Origin of the sequence: Streptomyces sp. NPDC050147 (genome assembly GCF_040660195.1) — a bacterium.
In the GTDB taxonomy this organism is placed as follows: Bacteria; Actinomycetota; Actinomycetes; order Streptomycetales; family Streptomycetaceae; genus Streptomyces.
This window is the reverse complement of record NZ_JBFALJ010000007.1, coordinates 156,884-182,901: the sequence shown is the minus strand read 5'-3', so window position 1 is coordinate 182,901 and position 26,018 is coordinate 156,884. Positions and strand designations below refer to the sequence as shown.

Below are 26,018 nucleotides of genomic sequence, written 5' to 3'. Positions count from 1 at the left end.
GTGGAACTCCTCGGGACGCAGGTCGAGGACCGCCAGGGCGCCGGCGTCGAGACGGAGCTCACCGCTCTCCAGGTCCCAGTCGAATCCGCCCATGCCGGTCAGGAACAGGCACTGTTCCAGGTCGATGTGTGACTTCTTGGCTGACGTCATGGCTGTCTCCGTATGCCGCTCGGTCACCATAAGCGCCAGGAGCCCCGGGCGCGCGGCCGTCGCGCCCTCAGAGAAGTGGACATCGCCCTTCCGGTGATCTCTCCGAGCAATGGGGTAATCGGGTGTTCCGCGGCCCCGAAGGCCGTGGGCGAGAACACAGGGCGCGGGAGCGCCCCCAGGGAAGGAGCAGACGTGGTGAAGGGCAGCGTAATGACGGCGGCCGTGGTCACCGGTGCGGCGTTAGTGGCCCTGTCGGCGTGCGGTGGCGACGATTCGAGCGGGGGCTCGGGCGACGGCAAACCGTTCGCGGGCAAGAGCGCGGATCAGATCGCGGCCGACGCGGTCAAGGCCACCGAGCAGGCCGACTCGATGCGCATGAAGGGAACCGTGCAGCAGTCAGCGGGTTCCACGACGGCCGTCGACCTCGCCGTGGACAACAACAAGAACTGTGACGGCAGCATCAAGGCGGACGGCGCGTCGGCGGACGTACGGAACACGAAGGGGACGTTCTACCTGCGGGGCGACGAGAAGTACTGGAAGACGGCCCTCAGGGGTCAGGCCGGTGGCGACAAGATCGTGCCCAAGCTGGCCGACAAGTGGGTGAAGGCACCCGCCGACGACACGACGACGAAGAGCCTGTGCGACAAGAAGGCGCTCATGGCGTCCATGGACAAGGACAAGTCGGAACGCAAGGGAATGAAGAAGGGCTCGACGACGGACGTCGACGGGACCGAGGCGATCCGCCTGACGAAGAAGACCTCCGGCGGCGAGACCCTCACGCTGTACGTCGCCACCGAGGGCAAGCCGTACATCCTGCGCTCGACGTCGACGGGCGGCAAGGAACCCAACACCGCCACGTTCAGCGACTACGGCAAGTCGGTCAGCCCTGAGGCGCCCGCGCCCGGCGAGACCGTCGACCTCGAGAAGCTCGCCGCTTCCGCTCAGAAGGCGTGACGCCCGCGCGGTGGAGTGACGATTCCACATGGCCCGGCCCCTGAGGGGTACCGGAACTCCATGTCTCACCGGCCCGGCGTGCCCGTGGCCTTCCCGTCCAGAAAGAGGTGCGTATGTCCGCGTCCCTGCTCGAGTCCGTCGATGTGCGGGCGCCGGTCTCCGTCGCCTGGCAGCTGTGGAGCGACGTGGCCCGCTGGCCTTCGTTCCTCAGTCATGTACGGCTGGTCGAGCCGATGGACGAGCGACGCTTCGCGTGGCAGCTCGAACTTCCCGGCGCGGAGAAGAACTTCGTGGCCGAACTCACCGAGGTGGTGCCCGAGAACCGGATCGCCTGGCACACCATCGAGGGGGTGGATCACGCTGGTGTGGTGACCTTTCACCGCCTCAGTGACACCACGAGCCGGGTGACGCTCCAGATCGAGTACGACCCCAAGGGCTTCGTCGAACGCCTCGGCGCTCTCACCAACCTCGACTCCACCCTGGCCAACTACGACCTGGGGGAGTTCCAGAAGCTCGCCGAGAAGACGGCACACTGACCGCCTGGCGGGCCACGGACGAAAGAACGGACGAAAGAGGGGTGCCGCGCACGCTACCGAGTAGCGTGCGCGGCACCCCTTCCTCGTGTGTCCGGGCCGGGCTCAGGCCGCGTCGCTGTGACGCTCGGGGGCGGGCGCTCGGCGGCGTCCCGCGCGGTGTTGCCCGTGGACGAGGCGAAGGTGGCGTACGCGCCGATCGGTTCTCGACCACGCTTCCTCGTTCAGATGGTCCTCGATGCGGTCCATGGCGATGATCAGGAGTCCCATGACCGGCAGGAGCAAAAGAGCGACAACTAGCATCGGCAGCGTCCTCCTCGCGGCGTCTCTTCTCGCCTGCCCCTGGCTGACATGACCACGGCCCCGAAGGTATGAAGAGCCTGCAACGCTCTCTTCACATCTCGTGAGCGGACCGGGCCGCGTCCGGGCGGCGACCGGGCGTCGACCGGGTGATCTTCACTCGGTCGGCTGGCAGAGGAATGACCTTTGTCCCATGGTTGATGACCTTGGTCCCGAGTGCGATGTCCGCGGATGGACATTGGTCCCAGTATCAGACGGCAACGCACACGCCGCGACACGTACACGAAGGTGCAGAAGAGAAAGGACCATGCTCGTGGGCATCATCGCCTGGATTCTGATCGGTCTGATCGCGGGGGCCATCGCCAAGGCCCTCACCCCCGGCAAGGACCCCGGAGGCTGCCTGATGACGATGCTGATCGGCATCGTGGGCGGGCTGCTCGGCGGCTGGTTGGGGAAGGTGATCTTCGGCGTTCACTCGATCAACGGGTTCTTCCACCTGTCGACGTGGATCGCCGCCATCGTCGGTTCCGTGATCGTCCTGGTCATCTATCGCCTGCTGACCGGAGAGCGGTCCCGCTGAGCTAATTAGATCGCACGTTCGAATCATTGAGTACACTGGACGCATGGCAACGCACCAGCTCCAGGGTTCGCTCTTCGATCAGAGCGATGACGTCAGCCTGGGCACCTTGGACGGAATCCGCAGGACGGTTCTCGGTGACGGTGCGTGGATAGACCTCCTGCCGGGCTGGCTCAGCGGCGCCGACGTCCTGTTCGAGCGGCTGGCGGCGGACGTCCCGTGGAAGGCCGAACGCCGCCAGATGTACGAGAGGGTCGTGGACGTCCCGCGTCTGCTCGCCTTCTACCGGGCCGGCGAGGCGCTCCCCCACGCCGTGCTCGAAGAGGCCCGGCTCGCACTCTGCGCGCACTACGCCTCGGAGCTCGGCGAGGCGTTCACGACAGCCGGCCTGTGCCACTACCGCGACGGGCGTGACAGCGTGGCCTGGCACGGCGACCGCATCGGCCGGGGCGCCCGCGAGGACACGATGGTCGCCATCCTCTCCGTGGGGGCGCCGCGCGATCTGGTGCTCCGCCCGCGCCGCGGCGGGGACGTCGTCCGGCGTCCGCTCGGGCACGGCGATCTGATCGTGATGGGCGGCTCCTGCCAGCGCACCTGGGAGCATGCCATCCCCAAGTCGACGCGGGCCGCCGGTGGCCGCATCAGCATCCAGTTCCGGCCGCACGGAGTGCAGTGACCGATCGCTTCGCGGGGGCGGGCCAAGGTGCGCCCAGCCCGCCCCATGCGCTACAGTCGATCTTGCGCCTACGGCCGGAACTCCTGCCTGTGGGCCTCGCGTTGGTCGTCCAAGGAAAGACGCCCCGCTTCCTGCGGGGAAATGCAGGTGCAAGGCCTGCCCAGCGCTCGCGACAAGCCCCGGTCCCTCGCGAGGGACCGGGGCTTTTCTCTGCCCGCGGACGCCCGGGCCGCATCCGTAGAAGGGCCCTACCCTCGCAGCACCGCCGGTGTCGGGCCGTCGGGGCGGACGGTGATGCCGTGGACGGCCCCCTTCGGAGTGGAGCGGAAGACCGGGATGTGGGCCGGCAGCAGACGTTCCAGGAGAGCGGTCGACTCCCGGAGAGCGAACTGCAGGCCCAGACAGGCCCGGGGTCCGATGCCGAACGGGAAGTAGCTTCCCGGGTGGGCGGGACGTCGCCCCGGGACCGTGAAGCGCGCGGGATCGAACCGGTCCGGATCGTCCCAGAGTTCGGGGTCCCGGTGCGTGAGGTAGGGGCAGACCAGTACGTCGGTGCCGGCCTCGACCTCGTACCCGGCGAGGATGTCGTCCTGCGCCGCGCTGCGCGGCAGTATCCAGGCGGACGGGTAGAACCGCAGTGCTTCATGGACCAGCGCCTGGATGGCTTGGCGCCGCTCGGGCGAGCCTTCGGCGCCCGCGGCCAGAGCCTGTTCCCGCGCTTGTGGAGTGCGGTCGAGCAGGAGGTAAAGCCAGGTCAGGGTCGTAGCGGTGGTCTCGTGCCCGGCGACCAGGAGGGTGACGAGTTCGTCGCGGATCAGCCCTTCGGTGTACTCGGGGCGTGTTTCGGCCGCCTCCAGCAGGACGTGCAGCAGGCCAGGGCCGTCGGGCCCCGGCTCGCTGTCCCGCGCCGCGGCGATGGCCCGGCGCGCCACGGCGTCGACGCGGGCCAGCTCGCCGGCGACCGCCTCTTGGGCCGCGGCGCTGTCGGCGGGCAGGCTGGGCAGCGCGGCCACCACGGCGGGTACGGCGGCCAGTGAATGCTCCGTCGCCGGGTCGAGGGGGTGCCCGGTCAGGGAACGCCAGATGGTGTCGAGGGCGAAGCGGCGCATCTCGTCGCCGACATCGAAGACCTGCCCGGTGCGGGCGTGCTCGGCCCAGCGCGCCGCAGTCGTCGCGGCACAAGCGTTGATCCGCTGCTCGTAGCGGCGCATGCCCCGGCCGGTGAACTGGGCTTGTAGCAGCCGCCGTTGGCGCTGCCATGCCTCGCCCGTCGCGGCCAGGACTCCGTCACCGATCAGCAGTCGCGCCCGGTGCGAACGCTTCACGTACCGGTCGGGCCGGAGCGCGAGCACGTGCTGCACGGCATCGGGGTCGGTGACGAGCACGGTCGGACGCGGGCCGAGCCGGAAGGCTGCGACGCCGCCGACCTGTTGGCGCGCCTGGACCAGAAGATCGACGAGTTCCCCTCCCCCGGCCTGCCACTGCGCGACGAGGGCGGGGTCGAGCTCGGGGACGCGGCGGGTGGCCACAGGGCTGCTCCTGGTCGGCGGCTGTACGTCACCATCATGGACGGAGTGGGCGTCACGCACTGTAGGCGACCTGGAGCGGCGCCCAACAGGGCGCCTCGCGCCCGTACTCGAGGCGCCGAAGGGGCCGGGCCCCCGGCTGACGGGTCCGGCCCTTGCGTCGGCGGGCGGTCAGACGCGGTCGGCAGCGATCAGGACGTACTGGAAGGAGCCGTCCTTGTACGAGTTGATGAAAGCCTCCTCGATGCCGGTGACCAGCGAAGACGTGGCCCGCAACTCCCAGTAGGGCAGGGTGTCGGGCGTCAGGTCGATGACGGTCTGCGGTACGAGACGGTTGTCGGCCATGGCACGCAGGTACTCGCGGCGGGAATGGATGTTGCACTCGAAGTGCGCGTTGATCTGGGAGACCCACTTCGACGGCTGGCCGTACCGCGGGTTCCAGCAGCCGGTGATGGTCACGTAGCGGCCGCCGATCTCAAGGATGCGCGAGTGCTCGGCGAACAGGTCGTGCAGGTCGACGTACATGCTCGACTCGTTGTTCCACGAGCCCGCGGCCTGCCCGGTCTCGAAGGGCATGTCGAGCATGTTGCACACGCGGGCGCGGACATGGTCCTGGACACGGAGTTCCTGGGCGCGCTGATTGGCGAAGTCGGCCTGCTTGGCCGACAGGGTGACTCCCTCGACCTTGCAGCCGAAACGCTGGTGGGCCATCACCATCGAACCGCCCCGGCCGCAGCCCGCGTCGACGAGCGTGTCGTCACGCCCGGGGGAGCCGAGGTTGTCCAGGAGCACTTCGGCCTGTGCCGACTCCAGGCGGTGGAGTTCGGCGATCAGCCTCTTCTCGTGCTCGCTGTCGTCGGCGTCTCCCAGGGCCTCGTGGTCGATGTCGCCGATGCCGTAGTGGTGGTGGTAGAGCCCGTCGACGTCACCGAGGCGCAGATTCACCGGCCGCGCCTCGTTGTTCCAGTAGCGCGCGATGTCGTCTTGGTAGGGCGTCGCCGGGGCGGGGACGAACGCGGAGGCACCGCTGACGGTGGAGAATTCAGTGCTGGTCACAGATGATTCCGTCCTTACCAGAAATCGGGCAGGCTGTAGCGGTAGGTGTTGGTCTGGTGCCAGTAGTGGTTGCCGTCGACCCACACGGCCACGCCCCGCAGGAAGCGCAGCACGCTCGGGACCGGGCAGGCCTCGGCCAGGGCGGCGGCTTCGGCCTCGAAGTCGCGCATGAGGTCGTTGTGGACCTCGATCGCCTTGAGATAGCCCTCTTGGTCGGAGACGTCCTCGCGATCGGCGATCACCACGGGCAGATTCAAGTGCCGCCCGGGACTGGCGAGTTCCTTGGTGTACGAGTACAGGTCGTTGACGATGGTGCTGGCGTTCCCGGCGAGCGCGAGGACCCGCTGTGTGTCGGGCCTGGCATGCAGGTCCGCCGGCAGTTCGTACCCCCCGACCGTGTCGGTGATGGCGGGGCACGGGCGGAAGTTGTTGAACTGCCGCATCGCCAGGTACTCCCACACCTCCGGGTTGTGGTCCGTCTGGGCCCAGGCGCCCTCCGCGAGATACCCCAGGTGCAGTCGGGCCATGTCGTGCCGGAAGCGGTCGGCCTGGGAGGGGGTGGCCTGTCGGACGAAGTACTCCATCGCGGAGCGGTAGGCGCGCCGGGGGGCGTCCGCGTGGAGCGACTCGGCCCACTGCGGCTGGTACTCCTTCGGGGCGTGCAGGGGGTCGAGTGCAGTGTGCGCCAGGAGAAGGCGTCCTCCGAGGCCGATGGGCGAGCCGCCGTGGTCCTCGCAGTAGCAGTCGTCGACCGCGTTCTCGGCGACCATCAGCCGGGTGGCGACCATCAGGTGGTCGATGGTCGGGGCGTCCGGATGGCAGGCCACCATGTAGCGCCCGACGGAGAAGCCGTCGAACTGGCCCTCCCACTCCTCGGGGTACAGCTCGACCTCGTCCACCGCCCAGTCCTTGATCCTGCGGCTGACCTCTTCCACCCGCGCCGGGTCCGGATCCGGCACCGGGTGGTAGTAGAGGCCGGGGATCTGAAGTCTCTCTGCCGGTGCCTCGGTCTCCGGGGGTGGCGGCGATTCCTCGCGGCGGCCCAGGTGCAGGCCCGCCGTGCCCAGGCCGCTGGGGCCGCGAAGGATGCGTTCCAGGGCCGGGCTCGCCTGTCTCACCACCTCGGTTGCTTGGGTGGTAGGGGCCCCGAGGCGGGCCGCGGCGGCAGGCGGGCGCGACTGCAGAGGGGAAGACCCGGGTTCGGGCATCCGTGGCTCCTTGGTGAGATGGGGGCTTTCCCGGGTGAGGGCATGGGGACCCGGCCCGGGGAGTTCCGGGCTGTGCCGGCCGTGCTGCTGCCTAGGACCTGCGGGCGATCTGCACGTTCTCCAGCACGCCGAGGGCGTTGGGCACCAGGATGGCGGCGGAGTAGTAGGTGCTGACCAGGTACGAGGTGATCGCCTGCTCGCTGATCCCCATGAAGCGCACCGAAAGGCCCGGCTCGTACTCGTCCGGCAGGCCGGTCTGATGCAGACCGATGACTCCTTGGTTGTCCTCGCCGATGCGCATGGCGAGGATCGAGCTGGTCTGCTCCTTGCTGATGGGGATCTTGTTGCAGGGCAGGATCGGTACCCCGCGCCAGGCCGGTACCTGCTGCCCGCCGAGGTCGACGTGATCGGGGTAGACCCCGCGGGCGTTGAGCTCCCGTCCGATCGCCGCGATGGTCCTGGGGTGGGCCAGGAAGAGCTTGGTGCCGCGGCGGCGGCAGAGCAGCTCGTCGAGGTCGTCCGGGGTCGGCGGGCCCGAGTGGGGCTGGATCCGCTGCTTGAAGTCGGCGTTGTGGAGCAGGCCGAACTCGCGGTTGTTGATGAGCTCGTGCTCCTGGCGCTCGCGCAACGCCTCGACGGTGAGCCGGAGTTGCTCCTCCATCTGGTTCATCGGCCCGTTGTAGAGGTCGGTGACCCTCGTGTGGACCCGCAGAATCGTCTGGGCGGCGGAGAGTTCGTACTCGCGTGGCTTGAGTTCGTAGTCCACGAAGGCGCCGGGCAGTGCGACCTCGCCGGTGTGGCCGGCCGACATGGCGATCTCGGCCTCACCGTGCTTGTTCTGGCGTTGCTTCGGGAGCCGGCTGAACTCCTGAAGGTGGGCCCGCAGGCTCTGTGCCGTGGACAGTACGGCGGTGAAGTCGGCGCGGGACAGGGTGAGCAGCGTGCCGGCGGTCTCGGCGGTCGCGGTGCACTCCCATCTGGCATCGGCGTCCAGAAGGGTGTTCTCTCCGAACCGGTCGCCGTCCGCGAGCACGGCGACGCCGACCTCGTCTCCGTACTTCCCCACGGACTTCTGGTTGATCCTGCCGTGGGCGATCAGGTGGAGTTCCCCGGCGGGGGCGCCGCGCTCGACGAGGACCTCTCCGGCTCGAAAGTCGCGCTGGACGCATCTGCCGGCGATTGCGGTCAGGACCTCCACGTCGTCGAAGCCGCGCAGCAGGGCCAGTTCGCCGAGTTCCCTGGGGATCACCCGGACGTCGCCGCCGTCCTGGACGAACTCGATGCGGCCGTCTCCTACGGTGTAGGTCAGGCGGCGGTTCACTCGGTAGGCGCCGCCCTTGGTCTCCACCCAGGGCAGCATCCGCAGCAGCCAGCGAGAGGTGATCTCCTGCATCTGCGGGGCGGACTTGGTCGTGTGGGCGAGGTTCCGGGCAGCCGCCGTACCCAGGCTGGTCTGCCGGGGCGGTTCCAGCCGTGCTTCCGGGCTGGTCTCAAGGGTCATCGGTCGAGCTCTCCTTCACGGGAGTGTTAACCGGCATAGGCGTGCCAACCGGCGAAAGGGGAAGCAGAGGCGTAATCCCAGGGATTTCGTCCAGATCCACAGACCATTTAACGGCTGTTGCGCCCGTCGAGGCCGATATGGCCTTCGGCAGCACTCGAAGCAGTGATCTTGCTCGGCGCGGGGTTTATCTGAACACCCCACTGGGTTCCGGCCAGCCAGGTGGAGGGTCCAACTCCCTCAGAAAGCTTTCCGCAGCCGCTCAGGCGGGTGATGACTAGGCACAGAACAGCCGCCGCACAGCCGAAAAGCCCCGCTCGCCCCGGCCGAAGCCGTGAGCGAGCGGGGCGCGCGGGTGCGGGAGGTCAGGCCAGGTAGGCCTCCACTTCGCTGAACTGTGCCGCGGGCCAGCCGGTGTTGGCCGTGACGCGCAACCGCAGATGACGGACGTCGGGAGAAGAGGCCGGCAGCGTGACGGTCACCTTGTTGCCGCTCGCCGGATCGAAGCGGTAGCCCTTCGAGTCGGCCAGCGTGCTGAAGTCGGTGCCGTTGGTGCTGCCCTGGACGGACAGCGTCTGCGTCCTCGCCTCCCAGACCGATGCCGGCGGCAGCTTCAGGACGAGCCTGCGCACCGCCTCGGACTTGCCCAGGTCGACAGTGATCGACTGGGGGAAGGCGTTGTTGGCCGATTCCCAGTAGGTCGCCGGGTCACCGTCGACCGCCTTGGCGGGCGTGTAGACATCGGCGGAGCCGGTCGCGGTGGCCGGTCGGCTCCTGGCGAGGTTGCGGTCCGGGTCGGGGTCCGGGTTGCCGCCGCCGGGCTTCGGCCAGGTCGAGCAGTCCTCCCAGGTGCTGTCCCAGCCGGAGTTGCCGCCGCCGTCGGTGAGGGTGAAGGTGCCGGACCCTGTCGGGTAGGGGCAGTTGTAGATACCGGCCGCGCCCACACCGCTGGCCTTCACGTTCGCCATCCGCACCGCGCCGGGCGTCTCGGCCTGGACGACGACCGTGCCCACCTTGTCGATGGTCGTGCGGTCGACGCTGACGTTCTTCACGGCCTTTCCGGTGCCGCTGCCCGACACGAATTCGTACGCGCTCCAGGGACTGTCGGTGATGGTCGTGTCGGTGATGTTCACCGTCGCCTCGATGGCACTGTCGTACGCGTCCACCCGCAACGCGCCCATCGGGTGCTGCCAGTTGGGGTTCATGGCCCCGGTGCGGACGAGGGTGTTGCCGGAGACGGTGATGGTGCCCGCCAGCGGGAAGAACGGGTCGAGGAACTTCTGGTTGGAGATGGCGATGCCGCTTCCCAGGGCGTTGGTGTCGAGGATCAGGTTGTCCTTGACGGTGATGTCGCGCCCTCCGTAGATCGCGATGCCGTTGGCGAGGTTGGGCTGCGAGATGGTGTTGCTCGCGAAGGTCGAGTCGCTGTTGGTGGTGTTGAGGGACCACATGGCCAGTGCGTCGTCACCGGTGTTGCGCAGGAAGTTGTTGCGTACGTCGACGCCCTTGGCCGTGCCGTTGAGGTTGAGGCCGTCGGCGGCCATGTCGAGGAAGCGGTTCCTCTCCACGACCAGGTTGTCGTTGTTACCGGTCAGCCAGAGGCCGACCTTGAGGTGCTGCAGCCACATGCCGGAGACGGTGGAGTTCGGGCCGAGCGAGCCGTTGACGAAGTTGTCCGGGTTGTTGTCGACCCGCTCCGTGACCTCGCCGATCACCGCGAAGTCGTGCAGGCCCACCTTGCCGGTGGGTGCGCTCGACTGATCGATGAAGCGCGAACTGCGCACGACCGTATGCCAGTTGCCCGCGCCGCGGATCGTGACGTTGTCGACGTTGTTCAGCGACTGGGTGAGCTTGTACTCGCCCGGCGGGATCCAGACCGTGCCGCCCTTGGCCGCCGCGATGGTCTCGCGGAAGGCCTGGGTGGAGTCACCCTGGCCGGTGGGGTCGGCGCCCTTGTCGGTGACCGAATGCGCCCCCGACGGCTGTGTCGCCGCCGCCGCGACCTGTTCGAAGTCGGCCACGTCGACGGTGACCTGGGTGGAGGTGGCCTCCAGTTTCACCTTGTCCCCGGACCGCAGGTTCTGGCCGAGCCGCAGCCGTGCGTTGTCGAAGAGGTGGTGGGTCTTGGAGCCCGCGATCCAGGAGGTGTCGACGTAGCTGTACTTCGACGTGACGGCGAGCGTCTTGGAGATCTTCTGTCCGTTGACGTACACCGCCATCGAGCCCGATTGGCCGTCGGGGACGTTGTAGGCGACGTTGAGCGCGTTCGCCGCCTCGGGGAGGGTGAACTCCACGCTCTGGCCCGCCGTGAGCCGCACCGCCTGCCGGCCCGAGGCCTCGGAGGCGACCGTGCCCTGGGTGTAGTCGGGGCCGATCTTCGTGCCGTTCGTGGTGGCGCTCTCCGCCTCGACGGAGGTGAAGGGCAGGGAGGCGCCCGCGGTCGCCTCGGCGGCCTGTGCGCCGGTGACCGTGAGGCCGGTGACCAGGGTGCCGACGAGGCCTGCGGTGGCCACGGCGGCGTACCACTTGCGGATAGTTCTTGTAGTGCTCCTGTCATGTCGGGTCATGGGGTGATGCACCTTCCTTGTGGGTGGGGAGGTCAGTGCTCGGTCTCGGGAGAGAGGCCCGGGGGGGGAAGGGTCCAGGTGGTCAGACGCGAAGCCAGACAGTGGTGTCCTGCGGCAGGCGGCCCTTCTCGTCCAGAGGGCCGCTGGCCAGGAGGAGACGTGTGTGCGCGGGGAGTTCGCGGGGTGCGGGGGCGAGGTTGGCGACGCAGGCCAGGCCGGGTTCGCGTACGAAGGCCAGCACACCGTCATCGGACGGCAGCCAGGTCAACGGGCCGTCCCCGAAGCCCGGTTCGATGCGGCGCAGGCGCAGTGCGGCTCGGTAGAGCGTGAGCATGGAGCGGGCGTCCGCTGCCTGGAGGTCGGCGGCGTACGAGGACCAGCCGTCGGGCTGGGGCAGCCAGGGGCCGGTCATCGACCCGAAGCCCGCGTGCGGTTCGGCGGCCGTCCAGGGGAGGGGCACCCGGCAGCCGTCGCGGCCCGGGTCGATGCCGCCGGAGCGGAAGTGCATGGGGTCCTGGATGCGGTCCCGGGGGATGTCGGCCTCGGGCAGGCCCAGTTCGTCGCCCTGGTAGATGTAGACCGCGCCGGGCAGGGCGAAGGCCAGCAGGGCCGCGGCGCGGGCGCGGCGGGTGCCGAGCGTCAGGTCGGTGGGGGTGCCGAACACCTTTCTCGTGAAGTCGAAGCCGGTGTCGTCGCGGCCGTACCGGGTGACCGTGCGGGTCACGTCGTGGTTGCACAGGACCCAGGTCGCGGGGGCGCCGACCGGTGCGTGCTCGGCAAGCGTGTCCTCGATGGATTTCCGCAGCTTTCCAGGGTCCCAAGGGCAGGACAGGAAGGCGAAGTTGAAGGCGGTGTGCAGTTCGTCGGGGCGCAGGTAGCGGGCGAAGCGTTCGGCGTCGGGGAGCCAGACCTCCCCGACGAAGACGCCGTCGTACTCGTCGGCGACGGCCCGCCAGGAACGGTAGATGTCGTGCAGTTCGTCCCGGTCCACGAAAGGGTGCGGGTCGACTCCCTCGGTGAAGTCGGGCAGGGCGGGGTCTTTGGCGGGCAGAGCGGCGGAGTCGATCCGTACACCTGCCACTCCCCTGTCGAACCAGAACCGCAGGACGTCCTCGTGCTCCTGACGGACGGCCGGGTGGGCCCAGTTGAGGTCGGGCTGCTCGGGGGCGAAGAGGTGGAGGTACCACTCGCCGTCCTCGACGCGGGTCCAGGTCGATGCGGTCGCGGAGAACTGGGATGGCCAGTCGTTGGGCGGCAGCTCACCGTGCGCGCCGCGGCCGGGGCGGAAGTGGAAGAGCTCGCGTTCGGGTGCGCCGGGGCCCGCGGCCAGGGCGGCCTTGAACCAGACGTGCTGGTCGGAGACGTGGTTGGGGACGATGTCGACGATGGTGCGGATGCCGAGTGCGCGGGCCTCCGCGATCAGTTTCTCGGCCTCGGCGACGGTGCCGAAGGCCGGGTCGATGACGCGGTAGTCGGCGACGTCGTAGCCGCCGTCGACCATGGGCGAGAGATACCAGGGGCTGAACCACAGGGCGTCGACGCCGAGTTCGGCGAGGTAGGGCAGCTTGGCTCGGACGCCCGCGAGGTCGCCGGTGCCGTCGCCGTCACCGTCCGCGAAGCTGCGTACGTACACCTGGTAGATGGCGGCCGAGCGCCACCAGGAGGCATCGGCCGGGGAGGTGACTGCCACGTGAGGTTCCTTTCGGGCAGGTGGGACCCCGGCGCCGCGGCTTGGAGCGGTGGCGGGGTACGTGGGGTGCGTGAGGGTGGGCCCGGGTGTCAGCCCTTGAGGCCGCCGGCGGTCAGGCCGCTCATGATGTTGCGCTGGAAGATCAGGAAGATGATCAGGGTCGGCAGCGAGGCGATCGCGAGAGCGGCCAGGAGCCAGTTCTCGGAGACGCTGGCGGCCAGGGAGTAGATGCCGACGTTGATGGTCTGCTTGCCGGGGTCGGGCAGGGTGAGCATCGGCCAGAGGAAGTCCTTCCAGACCGCGACCACCGCGAAGATCGACACGACTCCGAGGATCGGCCGGGACAGCGGCAGGACCACCGAGCGCAGGGTGCGCATGGACGACGCGCCGTCGATGGCGGCGGCGTCCAGGAGCTCGCGCGGGATGGAGTCGAAGAACCGCTTGAGCAGGAAGATGTTGAAGGCGTTGGTCACCGAGGGAAGCCAGATCACCCAGGGCGAGTTGATGAGATTGCGCTCCACGACCGGTACGTCCAGGACGGTCAGGTACTGCGGTACGACCAGGACGGTGGCCGGGATCATCAGGGTGAGCAGCATCGCCCCGAGGATCGCCTTGCCGAACAGGGGCCGCAGTTTGGAGAGCGAGTAGGCGGCGGCCACGTCGAATATCAGCTGGAAGGCGAGTGCGCCGAAGGCGTAGTACAGGGTGTTGAACAGGAGTCTGGCCAGGTCCATGACGCCCCAGGCGTCCGCGTAGTTCTGTGGGTGGACGGCGTCGGGGACCAGAGTGGGCGGCGTCTGCGCGAACTCCTGCGGGGACTTGAGGCCGCTGGTGACCATCCAGTACAGCGGGCCGATGAAGATCAGGGTGAAGAGGACCGTCACCACGGTGAAGGCGGTCCAGTACAGGACCTTGCCGCGCGGGCGGGCCAGTTGGGCCGGGGAGATCAGGGTGCGTGTGCTCATGTCCGTGCTCTCCCCCGGCTAGTCTTCGCTGCCGGCGCGGCTCAGTCGTGCGTACGCCGCCGAGAAACCGGCGAGCAGTACGAGCAGGACCAGGCCGAGCGCCGCCGCGCTGCCGTAGTTGTTGAAGGTGAACGCGTACTGGTAGATGAGGTGGACGACGGTCAGGGTCGCGCCCTCGGGGCCTGCGCCTCCGGTGAGCAGGAACGGCTCCACGAACACTTGCATCGTGGCGATGATCTGCATGAGCAACATCAGCGAGAGGATCAGCCGCGTCTGCGGGATGGTGACGTGCCAGATGCGGCGGAAGACGCCGGCGCCGTCCAGCTCGGCCGCCTCGTACAGCTCTCCGGGGATCGACTGCAGCGCGGCCAGGTAGATCAGGGTCGCGCCGCCCATGTTCATCCAGGTGGCGGCGATGACCACGGAGAGCATCGCGGTGTCGGTGTCCTGCAGCCAGGCCTGGCCGGGGAGGCCCACGGCTTCCAGGATGCGGTTGAAGAGGCCGTGTCCGGGGTCGTAGAAATACTTGAAGAGCAGTACCGAGGCCACCGGCGGCAGCATCACCGGCAGATAGACGAGCAGCCTCAAGTAGCCGCGCCCGTGCCGGAATTCATTGAGGACCAGGGCGATGGCGAAGGGCGCGGCGAAGCCGAGGAGCAGCGCGAGCCCGGTGAACAGGAGGGTGTTGCGCCACGCCTGCCAGAACGCCGGGTCGTTGAAGATGTAGGTGAGGTTGGACCAGCCGGCCCAGACCGTCTCGCCGTTCTCGGTCTTCTGGAAGGCCAGGATGAACTCCCTGACCATCGGGTACCACGAGAAGACCGTGAAGCACAGGAGAGCGCCGATCAGGAAGGCGTGGGCGGTGAGGTTGCGCTTCAACGCCCGGCGGAACGCGGCGCGTTCGGGGCCGTGGGCCCGGCCGTCCGCCTGGAGGGACGGCCGGGCCTTGTTCTCGGACAGGGTGGGAGCGGACATCACTGGTTGGCCAGTACCTGGTTGACCTGCTGTTCGGCGGTCTTGAGCAGCTTGTCCGCGTCGGCGTCCTTGTTGGTGAGGACGGCCGACATCAGCGTGTCGAGGACCTTGTAGACCTCTTGGGCCTTGGGCGGCTCGGCTTTGCCCGTGACCGGCTTGTCGGTGAACGCCTGGAAGTTCTCGACGGGCATCGTCGCGTTCTCCTTGCGGGCCTTGTCGTCCTTGGCCTTGGCGTCACCGGTCCAGAAGTTCGGCTGCGGCAGGCCCACCGGCAGTCCGTCGGCCTTGGTGCGGGCCCAGTCGAACTGTCCCTTGCCGGGCTGGAGGAACTTGAAGTTGATCCAGGCGATCGCGGCCTTGATCTGGTCGGGCGAGCTGCCCTTCTTGATCATGTAGTCGTTGCCGCCGAAGAGCGTGGCCTTCTGGCCGGGTATCGGACCCATCCCGAAGTCGTCGTACTTCGCGCCGAGGTTCTGGACCATGTACGTGATGTCGTCGGGCGCGGCGAGGAACATGCCGAGCTTGTCGGTGGCCATCTGCTTCTGCAGGTCGCCCCACTTGAGGAGTTGGGTCTTGCCCATGCTGTTGTCGTCCCAGCGCATGGCCTTGAGGTTGTCGACGATTTGTCTGCCGGTGTCGTTGTTGAAGGCGGCCTTGGTGCCGTCCTCGGTCACGATGTCACCGCCGAGACCGTAGGTGGTGGCGGTGAAGTGCCAGCCGCCGTTGTTGCCCGCGCTGTACTCTCCGAAGCCGGCGACGCCGTCGCCCAGGGCGGCGATCTTCTTGGCGGCCGTGCGGACCTCGGCCCAGGTCTCCGGGGGCGAGTTGGGGTCGAGCCCGGCCTTCTCGAAGAGCTTGCGGTTGATGAGCAGGCCCATCGTGTAGTTGCTGTAGGGCAGGCCGTAGAGCTTGCCGTCCTTCTTCAGAACGCCCAGGACGTTCGGGTCCATGTCCCCCAGCGCCGGTACGGACTTGTCATTGACGTACGCGCTGATGTCCTGGGCGCCGTCGTTGTCCAGGACCTGCTGCAGATCGGTGAAGTAGGTGTAGAAGACGTCGGGTTGGGACTTCGCCTTCAGCATCGCCGTGAAGCGGGGAGGCTCCAGGCAGGGGTCGGTCTGCTTCCCCTTGAGGGTGACGTTCGGGTACTTCTTGTTGAACGCCTTGACGTCCTCGTTCCACTGCTTGAGCTCGGCCTTCTCGGCGGCCGGCGGCATGCAGTCGATGGTGAGCGTCACCTTGGTCTTCGGATCCAGCGGGGCGGCGGCGTTGGCCGCGTCGGCGCCTTTGTCGCCGTCGGAGTCGCCTTCGTTGCTGCTGCTGGTGCCGCAGGCGGCTAGGGCGGTGAGGGCCAGCGCGGAGGCGACGGCGATCGTGGCCGTGCGGCGGGTGCCGGTCGTACGGAGGGTGCCGGTCGTGCGGCGGGTGGTGCGGCGGCGGATACGGCGAAGTGGCATCCGGGAGCTGCTCATCGGTGGACCCCTTTGGACAGCGCCGCCTGCCCGTGCGGGCAGGGACGGCATGGCAGGAGCAGGGAAGCCCACAGCTGCGCGGACTGTGTGGCGGCGCTTACTCAAGCACCGCCGACAGAACAGCGCAATATCTAGCGCGATGATTGGAAGAAATTGACAACAGGATAGAGACGATCGTCAGGTGGTCTTCGTGACCCCCAGGCCGGGCCAGCGCCTACTCCCGCGGCGGCTGTCCCGTCGAGCCGCGCACCACCAGCTCCGGCTCGAAGAGCAACTCCTCGGTGGGCACCGCGCTCTCGGCGATCTGCAGCGTGAGCAGTTCGACCGCGGCGCGGCCCATCGCCTCGATCGGCTGACGCACCGTGGTCAGCGGAGGATCGGTGCAGGTCATGAACGCGGAGTCGTCGTATCCGACCACCGAGACGTCCTGCGGGACGCCGAGTCCCCGGCGGCGTGCGGCGCGCACCGCGCCGAGCGCGAGGGGGTCGCTCGCGCAGACGATGCCGGTGACTCCCTCGTCCAGCAGACGTGTGGCGGCGGCCTGACCACCCTCGATCGAGAACATCCCCCGCGAGACGTGCCGCTCGGGCAGTTCTCCGCCGGCCTGCTCGGCGATCGCGCGGGCGGCGGCGAGCTTGCGCTGCGAGGGCATGTGGTCGGCGGGGCCGAGCACCAGGCCGATCCGGCGGTGGCCGAGCGTGGACAGATGCCGCCAGGCCTGCTCGATCGCGACCGCGTCGTCACAGGAGACCGCGGGAAATCCGAGCCGCTCGATCGCCGCGTTCACCAGGACCACGGGGATCTTGCGCGCCGCGAGCCGCTTGTAGTGCTCGTGCGGCGCGTCCGCCTGCGCGTACAGCCCACCGGCGAACACGACGCCGGACACCTGCTGTTGCAGCAGCAGCTCGACGTAGTCCGCCTCGGAGACCCCGCCCTTGGTCTGGGTGCACAGCACGGGAGTCAGTCCCTGCTGGGCGAGCGCCCCGCCGATCACTTCCGCGAACGCCGGGAAGATCGGGTTCTGCAGCTCGGGCAGCACCAGACCCACGAGCCGGGCCCGCTCGCCGCGCAGTTGCGTGGGACGCTCGTACCCCAGGACGTCGAGGGCCGAGAGCACGGATTGCCGGGTCGCATCGGAGACCCCCGGCTTGTTGTTGAGCACCCGGCTGACCGTGGCCTCGCTGACCCCGACCTTCCGCGCCACCTGAGCAAGTCGTCGTGTCATACACGCAAGAATACTGCAATTCTTGCGTCGTGTTTGCGTGCTTGCTGAATCCGTTCCTCACGGACCACGCACGGGAGTTGAGGGAGTCCCTAGAACTGCCGGAGGTGGTCACGCAGGCTGCGCGCGACCTGTGCCATGAGCGCGTCGGCGCCGGGCTGCGCGCCGGCCGGGACGAGGGACTCGGTCAGGGCGGCGACCGCGAAGGTCTGGCCGTCGGAGTGTTCGACGACGCCGATCTCGTGGCGCAGGTTGAGGAGACTGCCGGTCTTGGAGGACCAGGTGCTGGCGTCGGAGCTGAAATCCGGGGTGAGCCGGTGCCGCAGCACGTTGTGGGCCATGAGGTCGCGCAGCCGCTGGGCCACATCCGGGTGGATCTTCGACGGCGTCCACAGGGCCTGCAGCAGATCGACGAAGGTGCGGGCGCTGCCCGTGTTGGCCCGGGTCGTGTCGAGCTGCGGCACCCGGTGGCCACGGCCGCTGGTGCCCGCGTCGATGGCGAGGGCGTGGGCGAGGTGGACCTGGTCGGCGTCGAAGCGTTCCACGGGGGTGTCGGACAGCTCGTCCACGCTGTTGCGGACAGCGATGCCGCGGATGCCGAACTCGTGCAGCATGGCGTTGACCTGGGAAGGCGGGGTGAGCTCGAACAGTGCGTCGGCGGCCATGCCGTCGCTCAGGCAGGTGCTCAGGTAGAGCAGGTCGTCGATCGCGATCCGGGCGGGGTGGCGGAACCGGCTCAGCCCGGTGGGGCCGGGCGTGGTGACCCGCCCCGGCTGCACCTCAAGGACCGTCGCCCCGTCGAGCTCGCCCCGCCGGATCCGCTCCAGCGTCGCGAGCGCGAGCGGGACCTTGACCAGGGAGGCCGAGGGCAGGTGGGTGTCCGGCTCGATGCCCAGCTCGTCTCCCGTGTGCAGGTCCCGCACGAGCAGACATCCGTGCAGGCCGCCGTCGCGCAACTGCTGGCGCAGTTCACGCAGCAAGGCCTCGGTGCTCACGCCACCACGCAGATAACCGTTCATGCCACCCCCACCTCCGTACCGAGGCCCATGCCCCGGGTCATTGCGCCGATCCCGCCAGGGTCCCGGCCTGTGCGCCCCCGCCGAGGCCCTGTGCGCCCGCGCCGAGGCAGCGGGCGATGGCGTCACCCAGGCGCGCTTCGATGTGCTGCGGGTTGCCGTCCGCCGCGGCGGCCAGGGCGAACCCCCGGCCTAGCGTGACCTCGCCGAGGGGCCGCCAGGTCAGGGCGAGTTCCTCGGCCTGCGCGAGGGAGCACAGCAACAGGTCGCCGGAGCAGAGGACTTCGGCCGCGGCGCTCGTCAGGTCGGCCGCGGCGACGAGCTGTGCGGGCCGCAGGCCGAGCGCGTCGCGCAAGCGCGTCAGGGGATCGCGGATGTGCGGCACGTCGTCCTCCGGCTGGATCCAGACACGCCGGGCCGGGCCGGGAGAGGCACGGCCGACCCGCAGCGTCTCCAGGTAGAAGCGCCGCACGCCCAGGTCCTTGGCGCCGGCGAGGCCCAGCGGCACGGACCACGTCGCCTCGTCCGCGGGCACCGCGAGCAGCGCGGCGCGCACCTGCTGTGCGTGCAGGAGCTCCCTGCGCTGTGTCGGCGCCGCCACCCGCAGGTCGAGCGTGACACCGTGACCGCGCGCCTCGGCGACGAGGCGGGCGAGGCCGACCGTGGAGCAGATGCCGGGCACCGCGAGCCGCCAGGGTTTGCGCTTGACGGCTTCGGCCTCGTCGAGGAGCACGTCCGCCGCCTGCACCAGCTGGCGGGCCGTGGGCAGCATGTCCCGCCCGAAGGGGGTGAGGACGGCGCGCCGTGACGTGCGCTCGAACAGCGGCTCGCCGAAGCGTTCCTCCAGCGCGGCGACGCGACGGCTGGCCACCGACTGGGACATCCGCGCCGCGGCGGCTCCGTCGGTGAAGCTGCCGTACTCGCTGACGCTGACGAACGCGCGACACGCTCCGACCAGATCCACGCCCCGGATCCTATGCCAGATCAGCATGGAACCACGCATGAGCGTATTGGACCGCATACGTACCCGGCGGCGAGGCTGGCTCCGGCACTCACGACCACGTACCGGGACGGAGCCGTGCCGCCCCGTCCCCTACGCGCCCTGTCCCGGGCGCCCGGAGGTTTTGGCCCATGCAGCACACCCCAGCCCGTCTGCACACCCGAGCCCGTCTGCACACCCTGACCCGCCCGCGGCGCTCCCGCGCCCGTCGGTCCGTTCTCGGAGCGCTCGCCACGCTCCTCGTCGTACCGCTCGTGGCCTGCGCGGACGGTGAGTCCACGGCGTCGTCGTCACCGTCCACGGCGACCACGAAGCCGGCGGGAACCACCGAACCCGCGGGGGCGACGAAGCCGGTCGCCCGCGATTTCAAGGCGCTTGAGCGCAAGTTCGACGCGCGGCTGGGCGTCTACGCCGTCGACACCGGCACCGGACGCGAGGTGGCCCACAACGCCGGGGAGCGCTTCGCCTTCAACTCCACGTTCAAGGCACTGGCGGCCGGAGCGGTGCTGCGCAAGTACTCCCTGAGCGGCCTCGATCGGAAGATCACGTACTCCAAGGACGATCTGGTCGCCAACTCCCCCGTGACCGAGAAGCACGTCGAGACCGGGATGACCCTGGGCGCACTGTGTGACGCCGCCGTCCGCTACAGCGACAACACCGCGGCCAACCTCCTCTTCGAACAACTCGGCGGCCCCGAGGGGCTGGACGCCGTACTGGAGGAGACGGGCGACCACGTGACCCAAATGGACCGCATCGAGCCCGAGTTGAGCACATGGGTGCCGGGCGAGAGGCGGGACACCTCCACACCGCGGGCGCTGGCGAAGGACCTGCGGACGTTCGTGCTCGGGGACTTCCTGCACAAGGGCGAACGCGCGCAGCTCACCAAGTGGCTGAAGACCAACACCACCGGCGACAACACCATCAAGGCCGGCGTGCCCGAGAACTGGGTGGTGGGCGACAAGACCGGAACCGGCAGCTACTACGGCGCCCGCAACGACATCGCCGTGGTGTGGCCCCCCGACGGTGCCCCCATCGTCATGGCGATCTTGTCGAACCGCGCCAAGAAGGACGCCGAGCCCTCCGACAAGCTGATCGCGGAAGCGGCCTCCGTGGCCGTCGACTCGCTGTCGTAGCGAGGGGCGATGCCTCGCCCTGTCGGCCCCAGGCACGCCTCGCCCTCTTCCCGGGGCGTACGCCGCAGACGTACCAGCCGTACGGACCAGTCGTACGTCCCAGGCGTACGCCACTGACGAGCGCCCCTGCGTCCGAGCACCGAACCGGCCGGGCGCGGCGGTCCCTGCCACCCGCCGCCCCGCGCCGCCCCCTTCCCGAACGCTCCGCTGCCCGCAGCGGGAAGCCATGACAAGGAGCCCCCGATGACGGATGTCGCACCCCTGACCGGCCCCGGCCGCAGACCCGCCGGCCCCCGCCGCGGACCCGCCAGGAAGGCCACCCGCGTGGTGCTCGTGGCGGGGCTGACGCTCGCGCTGGCCGCGGGCATCGGTTACGCGGCGGAGCTGGGCCCCTTCGACCCCGGGCCCGCGAAACCCGACGCGGAGGCGACGAGGCAGGCGCGCGCGTTCCTTGCCGACTGGGAGGCGGGCCGCATGTCGCGGGCGGCGGCGCTGACCTTGCGTCCCGAGCAGGCGGAGCGCGTCCTGAACAGCTTCACCGCCGGGCTCGACATCAGTGAGCCGGACCTGACTCCGGGCGCGGCCAAGACGGGCGAGGACGGCACCGTGACCGTGTCCTTCACCGCGAAGATGCCCGTCACCGGCCTCGGCACCTGGACCTACGCCTCCGCCCTGCCCCTGCGCAAGCAGGACGACGGCGCCTGGAAGGTGGAGTGGGCGCTGTCCCTCGTGCATCCGAAGCTGAGCGGTACGGAGAAGTTCCGTCTGGAGCGGGAGGACACCGCCGGGCCCGGGATCACCGACCGGGACGGGAACGCGTTGTCGAGCAGGAAGCACCCCTCCCTCGGCCCGCTCCTCCCCCAGATCGCCGGCGGTGGCGGCTCGGGGCCGCGCGGCGCGGTGCGGCTCGTCGACCGGGCCACCGGGAAGGTCAAGGGCACGGAGGCGTCCTTCGGCAAGAAGTCCGGCCGCCCTGCCGACCGGCCCGTGGCCACCACCCTCGACGCCACTTGGCAGTCCGCCGCCGAGAAGGCACTCGCCGCCGAGGCCGACGGCAAGGACGCCGCTCTCGTCGCCCTGCGGATCGACGACGGGGAGATCCTGGCCGTCGCCAACTCACCGTCCTCCGGGTTCAATCGCGCCGTATCGGGCACCTACGCGCCCGGTTCCACCTGGAAGATCGTCACCACCAGCGCGCTGCTGCTCAAGGACGCGGTCGCGCCCGACGACGTCGTGGACTGCCCCAAGTACCTCACCGTCGGGAAGCGGTTCCAGAACGTCGAGACCTCCGAACACCGCGGCGCCACCTTCCGCAAGGACTTCACCACCTCGTGCAACACCGCCTTCATCAGCCTGCGCGACAAGGTCGGTGACCAGGAACTGGGCGATGTCGCGGGAAAGTACTTCGGTGTCGGTCAGAAGTGGGGCGTGGGCATTCCCTCGTACGACGGATCGGTCCCGACCCCGCGTGACCAGACCGAGAAGGCCGCCTCGATGATCGGGCAGGGCAGGGTGCAGGCCAACCCGCTGATCATGGCGTCCGTCACCGCGACGGCGGTGTCCGGCACCTTCCACCAGCCCAGCCTGACCGGCGATTCCGAAGACACGACCACCACCTCTCCGCTGCCCCGCGAAGTGGTCACGCAGCTACGTGAGCTGATGCGCACCACGGTCACCGACGGCACGGCCTCGGTCCTGGCCGACCTGCCCGGCGACGTGGGGGCGAAGACGGGTACGGCCGAGGTCTCCGACGACGTCCCCAACAACGGCTGGTTCGTCGCGTACCGCGGCAATGTCGCCGTGGCCTGCGTCGTCGAGAAGGGCGTCACCGGCGGCGCGTCGGCCGGGCCCGTCGTCCGCAGCCTCCTCGACGCCGTGCCCGACGATCCCTCCTGACGGGCCGGCCCCCTGTAGCCACCGTGGGTTCAGGAGTCCCGGCACTCCACGTGGCCCCAGCCGTGCGCGTTCTTCGCGATCTTCTCACCGGCGGCGTAGGGCTTCTGGCAGTGGCAGCGGCCGGGGAACTTGGCCTTGATGACCGCGCCCGAACTCCCCTTGCCCGCCTTCGCGGTGGAGCTCTTGCCCGCGGTGGAGCTCTTGCGCGGCCGGGCGGCGGGCGAGGCCGTCATGCGCTCGGGCCGCGGCTCGGGGATCGTGAGCGCCCCGTGGACCGTTCCGGCGGGCTGCTGCGTCGTCGCGGCGTCGCTGGCCGCGACATCGGCGATCGCGTTGAGGTGGTCACCGTCCGCCTGGTGGGCCGCGACGTGCCGGAAGGTGACTGCCCGCCCCTGCAGGAGCGCGTCGATGCGCACGACGAGGTCCTTGTTGGCGACCGGCTTCTTCGCCGCGGTCAGCCAGCCGTTGCGCTTCCAGGACGCGATCCACTTGGTGACCGCGTTCATCGCGTACTGGCTGTCCATGCGGACCTCCAGCGGGAGGGCCGGGTCCGTGGACTCCAACAGCTCGGCCAGCGCGGTCAGTTCGGCCACGTTGTTGGTCGTGTCGCCGAGCGGCCCCGCCTCCCACCGCTGCGGGCGCTCGTCGGCATCGGCGACCACCCAGGCCCAGGCCGCGGGCCCGGGGTTCTTCTTCGCGGCTCCGTCACAGGCGGCGATGATCAAGTCAGACATCCCTCGATGATGCCAGCCCCCGAGGGGTCCGAACGCCACCGCCCCTCCGGCACCGGACGCCAGGACCCTAGGCCTCGGAGGAGTCCAGGGCCGGGGCGATGACGGCGAAGGCGCGTTCGGTCAGCTCGGCCGGGTCCTCGGCGCCGTCGCTGTCGCTCCACCGTTGCAGCACGGCGTCGAAGGCGGACAGCGCCATCCCCGCGGCCAGCCGCGGATACAGGTCCACGCCCGCGTCACGCCCCATCCGTCGCGCCACCTCCCCCGTCAGGTCGTCGCCCCACTGCGCCTGGTGCTCCAGGAACCGTGCGCGCAGCGCCGGCGTACGCAGAATCAGCCGCACCACGGGCAGCACCCGCTCGGAGTGATCGCCGCAGGCGGCCAGGGGAATCCACACCGCGTGCCGCAGCGCCACCGAAGGCCGCTCATCGGCGGGGCGGGCCGCGAGCTCCGCGTGGATGCCGACGCCCATGTCGGCCAGGAACTGGACGACCACGTCCTCCTTGGACGCGAAGTACCGGAAGAACGTCCGCCGGGAGACGCCCGCGGTGGTCACGATCTCGTCGATGGTGACCGCGTCGAACCCCTTCCGGGCAAGGAGTTGCAGCGCCGCTTCGGTCAACTCGTTCGAGACGAGCTGCCGTTTGCGCTCGGCCATGGTCACTTCGGGGCGGGAGCTCACCGGGCCCATGGTACACGCCATGCCTTCCATGGCACTCAGAATCTCCCTTGACACTGAGTGCCACACACGGCAATCTGTGCCGCATGACGCAGCAACAGCGCTGGACAGCCGAGCAGATTCCCGACCAGACCAAGCGGGTGTTCGTCGTCACCGGGGCCAACAGCGGCCTCGGTCTGGCGACCACCCGGGCGCTCGCCCGGCGGGGCGGGCACGTGATCCTCGCGGTGCGCGACGAGGCCAAGGGCCGCCGGGCGGTCGCGGAGATCACCGCGGCGCACCCGGCCGCGAGCCTGGAGGTACGCCGCCTCGACCTGGCCGACCTCGACTCGGTCCGCGGCTTCGCCGATCGGCTGCGCGCCGACCGTCCACACGTGGACGTACTCGTCAACAACGCGGGCGTGATGGCGCCGCCTCGTACGCTCAGCAAGCAGGGCCACGAGTTGCAGTTCGCCTGCAATCACCTCGGCCACTTCGCGCTCACCGGCCTGCTGCTCGACCTGCTGGCCGCCGGGAGCGACCCCCGCGTGGTGACGGTGAGTTCGATCAACCACCGGCAGGCGCGCATCCGCTTCGACGACCTGAACGGCGAGCGCGACTACAAGCCCATGGGGCACTACAACCAGTCGAAGCTCGCCAACGCCGTCTTCGGCAAGGAACTCCACCGCCGCCTGACCGAATCCCGCAGCCCTGTGCGCAGCGTGCTCGCCCACCCCGGCTACACCGCCACCAACCTCCAGATGGGCACGCCGACCGGCCTGTGGCGGGTGGTGCTCGGCCGCATCGGCAACCCGCTGTTCGCCCAGCGCCCGGCCGACGGCGCCCTGCCCCAGCTGTACGCGGCGACCGACCCGGAGGTGGAGAGCGGCCAGTTCATCGGCCCGGGCGGCCTGGCCGAGCTGCGCGGCGCGCCGACCCGGGTGCGGCTGGCCCCCGTGGCGGCGGACGAGGAGACCGGGCGGCGCCTGTGGGAGCTGTCGGAGCAATTGACCGACGTGCGGTTCACGTTCCCGGCAGCTGTCTAGAGGGGCGGCCGCCCCCTTCGAGGGCGACCTGTCAGCGGGCGACGGGGCGGGTCGACTCCCAGGCGTGGAGGGCGAAGTCGAGGGTCATGCCGTGGTGCTCGTACAGGGCGAGCGCGCCGTTGCTGTTGTCGGTGTCCACGCCGGGGCCGATCCGGTCGCGCCCCACCGCCGCACAATGGCCGAAGGCATGCCGCAGGAGGCAGCTGCCCAGGCCGTGGCCCCGGGCCCGGCGCGGCACACCGATGGGTCCGCGACGGACTTCGGGAGCCGTGCCGGGGCCGCGGACGGTCCCGGCACGGCGGGGTCGACTAGATGCCGAACGGCGCGGCGTAGCGCACCGTGCCGCTGGGCAGCTGGTGTCCGGCGTCGAGGGCGAGGGCCATCATGGCCTCGTCCGGGACGTCGATGCTGATGCCGATGCCGTACGTCGAGGCACGGGCGAAGCCGAATCGCGGGTAGTACGCCGGGTGCCCGAGGACGGTGACGAAGTGCTCGCCCTTGTCCTTGGCCATGGCGAGCGCGGCACGGATCGCCGCGGCACCCGCTCCGGTCTTCTGATGCTCGGGAAGCACGGCCACGGGGGCCAGGCACAGCGCCGGGGTGTCCCCGATGTGGCAGCGGGTCAGCAGCGCGTGGCCGACGACCTTGCCGTCCCGGTCGGTGGTGACGACGGACAGGCCGTCGATCCACGCGGGGTCGGCACGCAGTGCGTCGACGAGGTCGGCTTCCGCCGGGGTGTCGAACGCGGCGACGACGACGGCGCGAACGGCGGGGACGTCAGCGCTGGTCTCGGCGCGCGTGATCCAGGTGTTGCTCACGGTGTTGCTCATGATGGACAGAGATCCGTTTCCTGTGGGTTCGTGTGGTGGTGCCCCGCGAGCTCACGCTCCCAGCGAGGCGCATCCGGCTGAGGTCAGGCCGCGACCCGGGACGTGAGGGTGGTCCGGGCGGTGCGCATGGCAGTGGCCTTGAGCACGGTCATCAACCCCACCTCCCGACATCCTCGATACGGATCACACGAACACCGACGATCTTATCATTCAGCGTCGCTTCCGGGCCCGTGCGCACACGCAGGCGCGCGGCAGACACACGGCAGGGCGGGCCGATCAGAGATCCGCACCCTGTGGCCGTGGGCAGCGGTCCGGCTGGTTACGATCAACGGCCACATC

The 26,018-nt window shown here is 69.6% G+C and carries 24 protein-coding genes and 1 pseudogene; 8 read left to right on the top strand and 17 right to left on the bottom strand.

The genetic code is table 11. The annotated features are described in order from the left end of the window. The 3 genes from AB0I94_RS13935 (at position 1) to AB0I94_RS13925 (ending at position 1,640) form a co-directional block, all read left to right on the top strand. Positions 1–132, top strand: a complete 132-nt coding sequence (locus AB0I94_RS13935; RefSeq protein WP_363309758.1) for a hypothetical protein — start codon at positions 1–3, stop codon at positions 130–132. 213 nt (positions 133–345) lie between these two features. Beyond that, entirely contained in the window at positions 346–1,104 is a 759-nt protein-coding gene (locus AB0I94_RS13930) for a hypothetical protein (RefSeq protein WP_363309757.1), read from the top strand. Positions 1,105–1,217: 113 nt separating this feature from the next. Further along, positions 1,218–1,640: an SRPBCC family protein gene (locus tag AB0I94_RS13925; RefSeq protein WP_363309756.1), complete on the top strand. Its 423-nt coding sequence runs from the start codon at positions 1,218–1,220 to the stop codon at positions 1,638–1,640. Between the two features lie 102 nt (positions 1,641–1,742). On the opposite strand, the gene AB0I94_RS13920 is transcribed toward AB0I94_RS13925, so the two are convergent. Then, entirely contained in the window at positions 1,743–1,940 is a 198-nt protein-coding gene (locus tag AB0I94_RS13920) for a hypothetical protein (protein ID WP_363309755.1), read from the bottom strand. Between the two features lie 310 nt (positions 1,941–2,250). On the opposite strand from AB0I94_RS13920, the gene AB0I94_RS13915 reads away from it, so the two are divergent. Both AB0I94_RS13915 and AB0I94_RS13910 read left to right on the top strand, forming a co-directional pair. Continuing rightward, positions 2,251–2,517 (top strand): GlsB/YeaQ/YmgE family stress response membrane protein, encoded by a 267-nt coding sequence (locus AB0I94_RS13915; RefSeq protein ID WP_363309895.1) that lies wholly within the window; start codon positions 2,251–2,253, stop codon positions 2,515–2,517. A 43-nt stretch (positions 2,518–2,560) separates the two neighbouring features. Continuing rightward, complete coding sequence (locus AB0I94_RS13910; protein ID WP_363309754.1) at positions 2,561–3,190, top strand: alpha-ketoglutarate-dependent dioxygenase AlkB; 630 nt, start codon at positions 2,561–2,563, stop codon at positions 3,188–3,190. A gap of 248 nt (positions 3,191–3,438) precedes the next feature. On the opposite strand, the gene AB0I94_RS13905 is transcribed toward AB0I94_RS13910, so the two are convergent. The 12 genes from AB0I94_RS13905 to AB0I94_RS13850 all read right to left on the bottom strand — a co-directional run bounded on the left by AB0I94_RS13905 (position 3,439) and on the right by AB0I94_RS13850 (position 19,349). Continuing rightward, positions 3,439–4,719, bottom strand: a complete 1,281-nt coding sequence (locus AB0I94_RS13905) for a cytochrome P450 (protein WP_363309753.1) — start codon at positions 4,717–4,719, stop codon at positions 3,439–3,441. Positions 4,720–4,887: 168 nt separating this feature from the next. Then, entirely contained in the window at positions 4,888–5,772 is an 885-nt protein-coding gene (locus AB0I94_RS13900) for a geranyl diphosphate 2-C-methyltransferase (protein ID WP_363309752.1), read from the bottom strand. Between the two features lie 14 nt (positions 5,773–5,786). After that, entirely contained in the window at positions 5,787–6,980 is a 1,194-nt protein-coding gene (locus AB0I94_RS13895) for a family 2 encapsulin nanocompartment cargo protein terpene cyclase (RefSeq protein WP_363309751.1), read from the bottom strand. A 91-nt stretch (positions 6,981–7,071) separates the two neighbouring features. Then, positions 7,072–8,481, bottom strand: coding sequence for a family 2B encapsulin nanocompartment shell protein (locus AB0I94_RS13890; RefSeq protein ID WP_363309750.1), 1,410 nt, complete (start codon positions 8,479–8,481; stop codon positions 7,072–7,074). A gap of 362 nt (positions 8,482–8,843) precedes the next feature. After that, positions 8,844–11,045 carry a discoidin domain-containing protein gene (locus AB0I94_RS13885; protein ID WP_363309748.1) on the bottom strand — a complete coding sequence of 734 codons (2,202 nt, stop codon included), beginning with the start codon at positions 11,043–11,045 and terminating at the stop codon, positions 8,844–8,846. A gap of 82 nt (positions 11,046–11,127) precedes the next feature. Then, on the bottom strand, positions 11,128–12,735 hold the full coding sequence (locus AB0I94_RS13880) for a glycoside hydrolase family 13 protein (protein WP_363309746.1): 1,608 nt from the start codon (positions 12,733–12,735) through the stop codon (positions 11,128–11,130). An 89-nt stretch (positions 12,736–12,824) separates the two neighbouring features. Beyond that, on the bottom strand, positions 12,825–13,700 hold the full coding sequence (locus AB0I94_RS13875; protein ID WP_363309745.1) for a carbohydrate ABC transporter permease: 876 nt from the start codon (positions 13,698–13,700) through the stop codon (positions 12,825–12,827). 18 nt (positions 13,701–13,718) lie between these two features. Next, positions 13,719–14,675 carry a sugar ABC transporter permease gene (locus AB0I94_RS13870; protein ID WP_363309744.1) on the bottom strand — a complete coding sequence of 319 codons (957 nt, stop codon included), beginning with the start codon at positions 14,673–14,675 and terminating at the stop codon, positions 13,719–13,721. Continuing rightward, entirely contained in the window at positions 14,675–16,132 is a 1,458-nt protein-coding gene (locus AB0I94_RS13865) for an extracellular solute-binding protein (RefSeq protein ID WP_363309893.1), read from the bottom strand. The genes AB0I94_RS13870 and AB0I94_RS13865 overlap by 1 nt, the downstream gene beginning before the upstream one ends. A 229-nt stretch (positions 16,133–16,361) precedes the next feature. Beyond that, on the bottom strand, positions 16,362–17,372 hold the full coding sequence (locus tag AB0I94_RS13860; RefSeq protein WP_363309743.1) for a LacI family DNA-binding transcriptional regulator: 1,011 nt from the start codon (positions 17,370–17,372) through the stop codon (positions 16,362–16,364). Positions 17,373–17,461: 89 nt separating this feature from the next. Continuing rightward, the gene (locus tag AB0I94_RS13855) at positions 17,462–18,364 is read right to left on the bottom strand and encodes a serine hydrolase (protein WP_363309892.1); all 903 of its coding nucleotides are present in this window, start codon (positions 18,362–18,364) and stop codon (positions 17,462–17,464) included. Between the two features lie 61 nt (positions 18,365–18,425). Continuing rightward, a complete protein-coding gene (locus tag AB0I94_RS13850) occupies positions 18,426–19,349 on the bottom strand; it encodes a LysR family transcriptional regulator (protein WP_363309742.1) in 924 nt (307 codons plus the stop codon). A 167-nt stretch (positions 19,350–19,516) separates the two neighbouring features. Here AB0I94_RS13850 and bla point away from each other — a divergent pair, with 167 nt between their 5' ends. Continuing rightward, positions 19,517–20,518: a class A beta-lactamase gene (gene bla / locus AB0I94_RS13845; protein WP_363309741.1), complete on the top strand. Its 1,002-nt coding sequence runs from the start codon at positions 19,517–19,519 to the stop codon at positions 20,516–20,518. Positions 20,519–20,761: 243 nt separating this feature from the next. Further along, complete coding sequence (locus tag AB0I94_RS13840; protein WP_363309740.1) at positions 20,762–22,414, top strand: penicillin-binding transpeptidase domain-containing protein; 1,653 nt, start codon at positions 20,762–20,764, stop codon at positions 22,412–22,414. Between the two features lie 29 nt (positions 22,415–22,443). Here AB0I94_RS13840 and AB0I94_RS13835 read toward each other — a convergent pair whose 3' ends face one another. Both AB0I94_RS13835 and AB0I94_RS13830 read right to left on the bottom strand, forming a co-directional pair. Next, complete coding sequence (locus AB0I94_RS13835; protein WP_363309739.1) at positions 22,444–23,148, bottom strand: ribonuclease H; 705 nt, start codon at positions 23,146–23,148, stop codon at positions 22,444–22,446. Positions 23,149–23,215: 67 nt separating this feature from the next. Further along, complete coding sequence (locus AB0I94_RS13830) at positions 23,216–23,836, bottom strand: TetR family transcriptional regulator (RefSeq protein ID WP_363309891.1); 621 nt, start codon at positions 23,834–23,836, stop codon at positions 23,216–23,218. Between the two features lie 74 nt (positions 23,837–23,910). On the opposite strand from AB0I94_RS13830, the gene AB0I94_RS13825 reads away from it, so the two are divergent. Beyond that, positions 23,911–24,849, top strand: coding sequence for an oxidoreductase (locus AB0I94_RS13825; RefSeq protein ID WP_363309738.1), 939 nt, complete (start codon positions 23,911–23,913; stop codon positions 24,847–24,849). Between the two features lie 31 nt (positions 24,850–24,880). Here AB0I94_RS13825 and AB0I94_RS13820 read toward each other — a convergent pair. Next, positions 24,881–25,093, bottom strand: a pseudogene (locus AB0I94_RS13820) (GNAT family N-acetyltransferase); the annotation flags it as partial. 64 nt (positions 25,094–25,157) lie between these two features. After that, a complete protein-coding gene (locus tag AB0I94_RS13815) occupies positions 25,158–25,679 on the bottom strand; it encodes an N-acetyltransferase (protein WP_363309737.1) in 522 nt (173 codons plus the stop codon). Between the last annotated feature and the right edge of the window lie 339 nt (positions 25,680–26,018).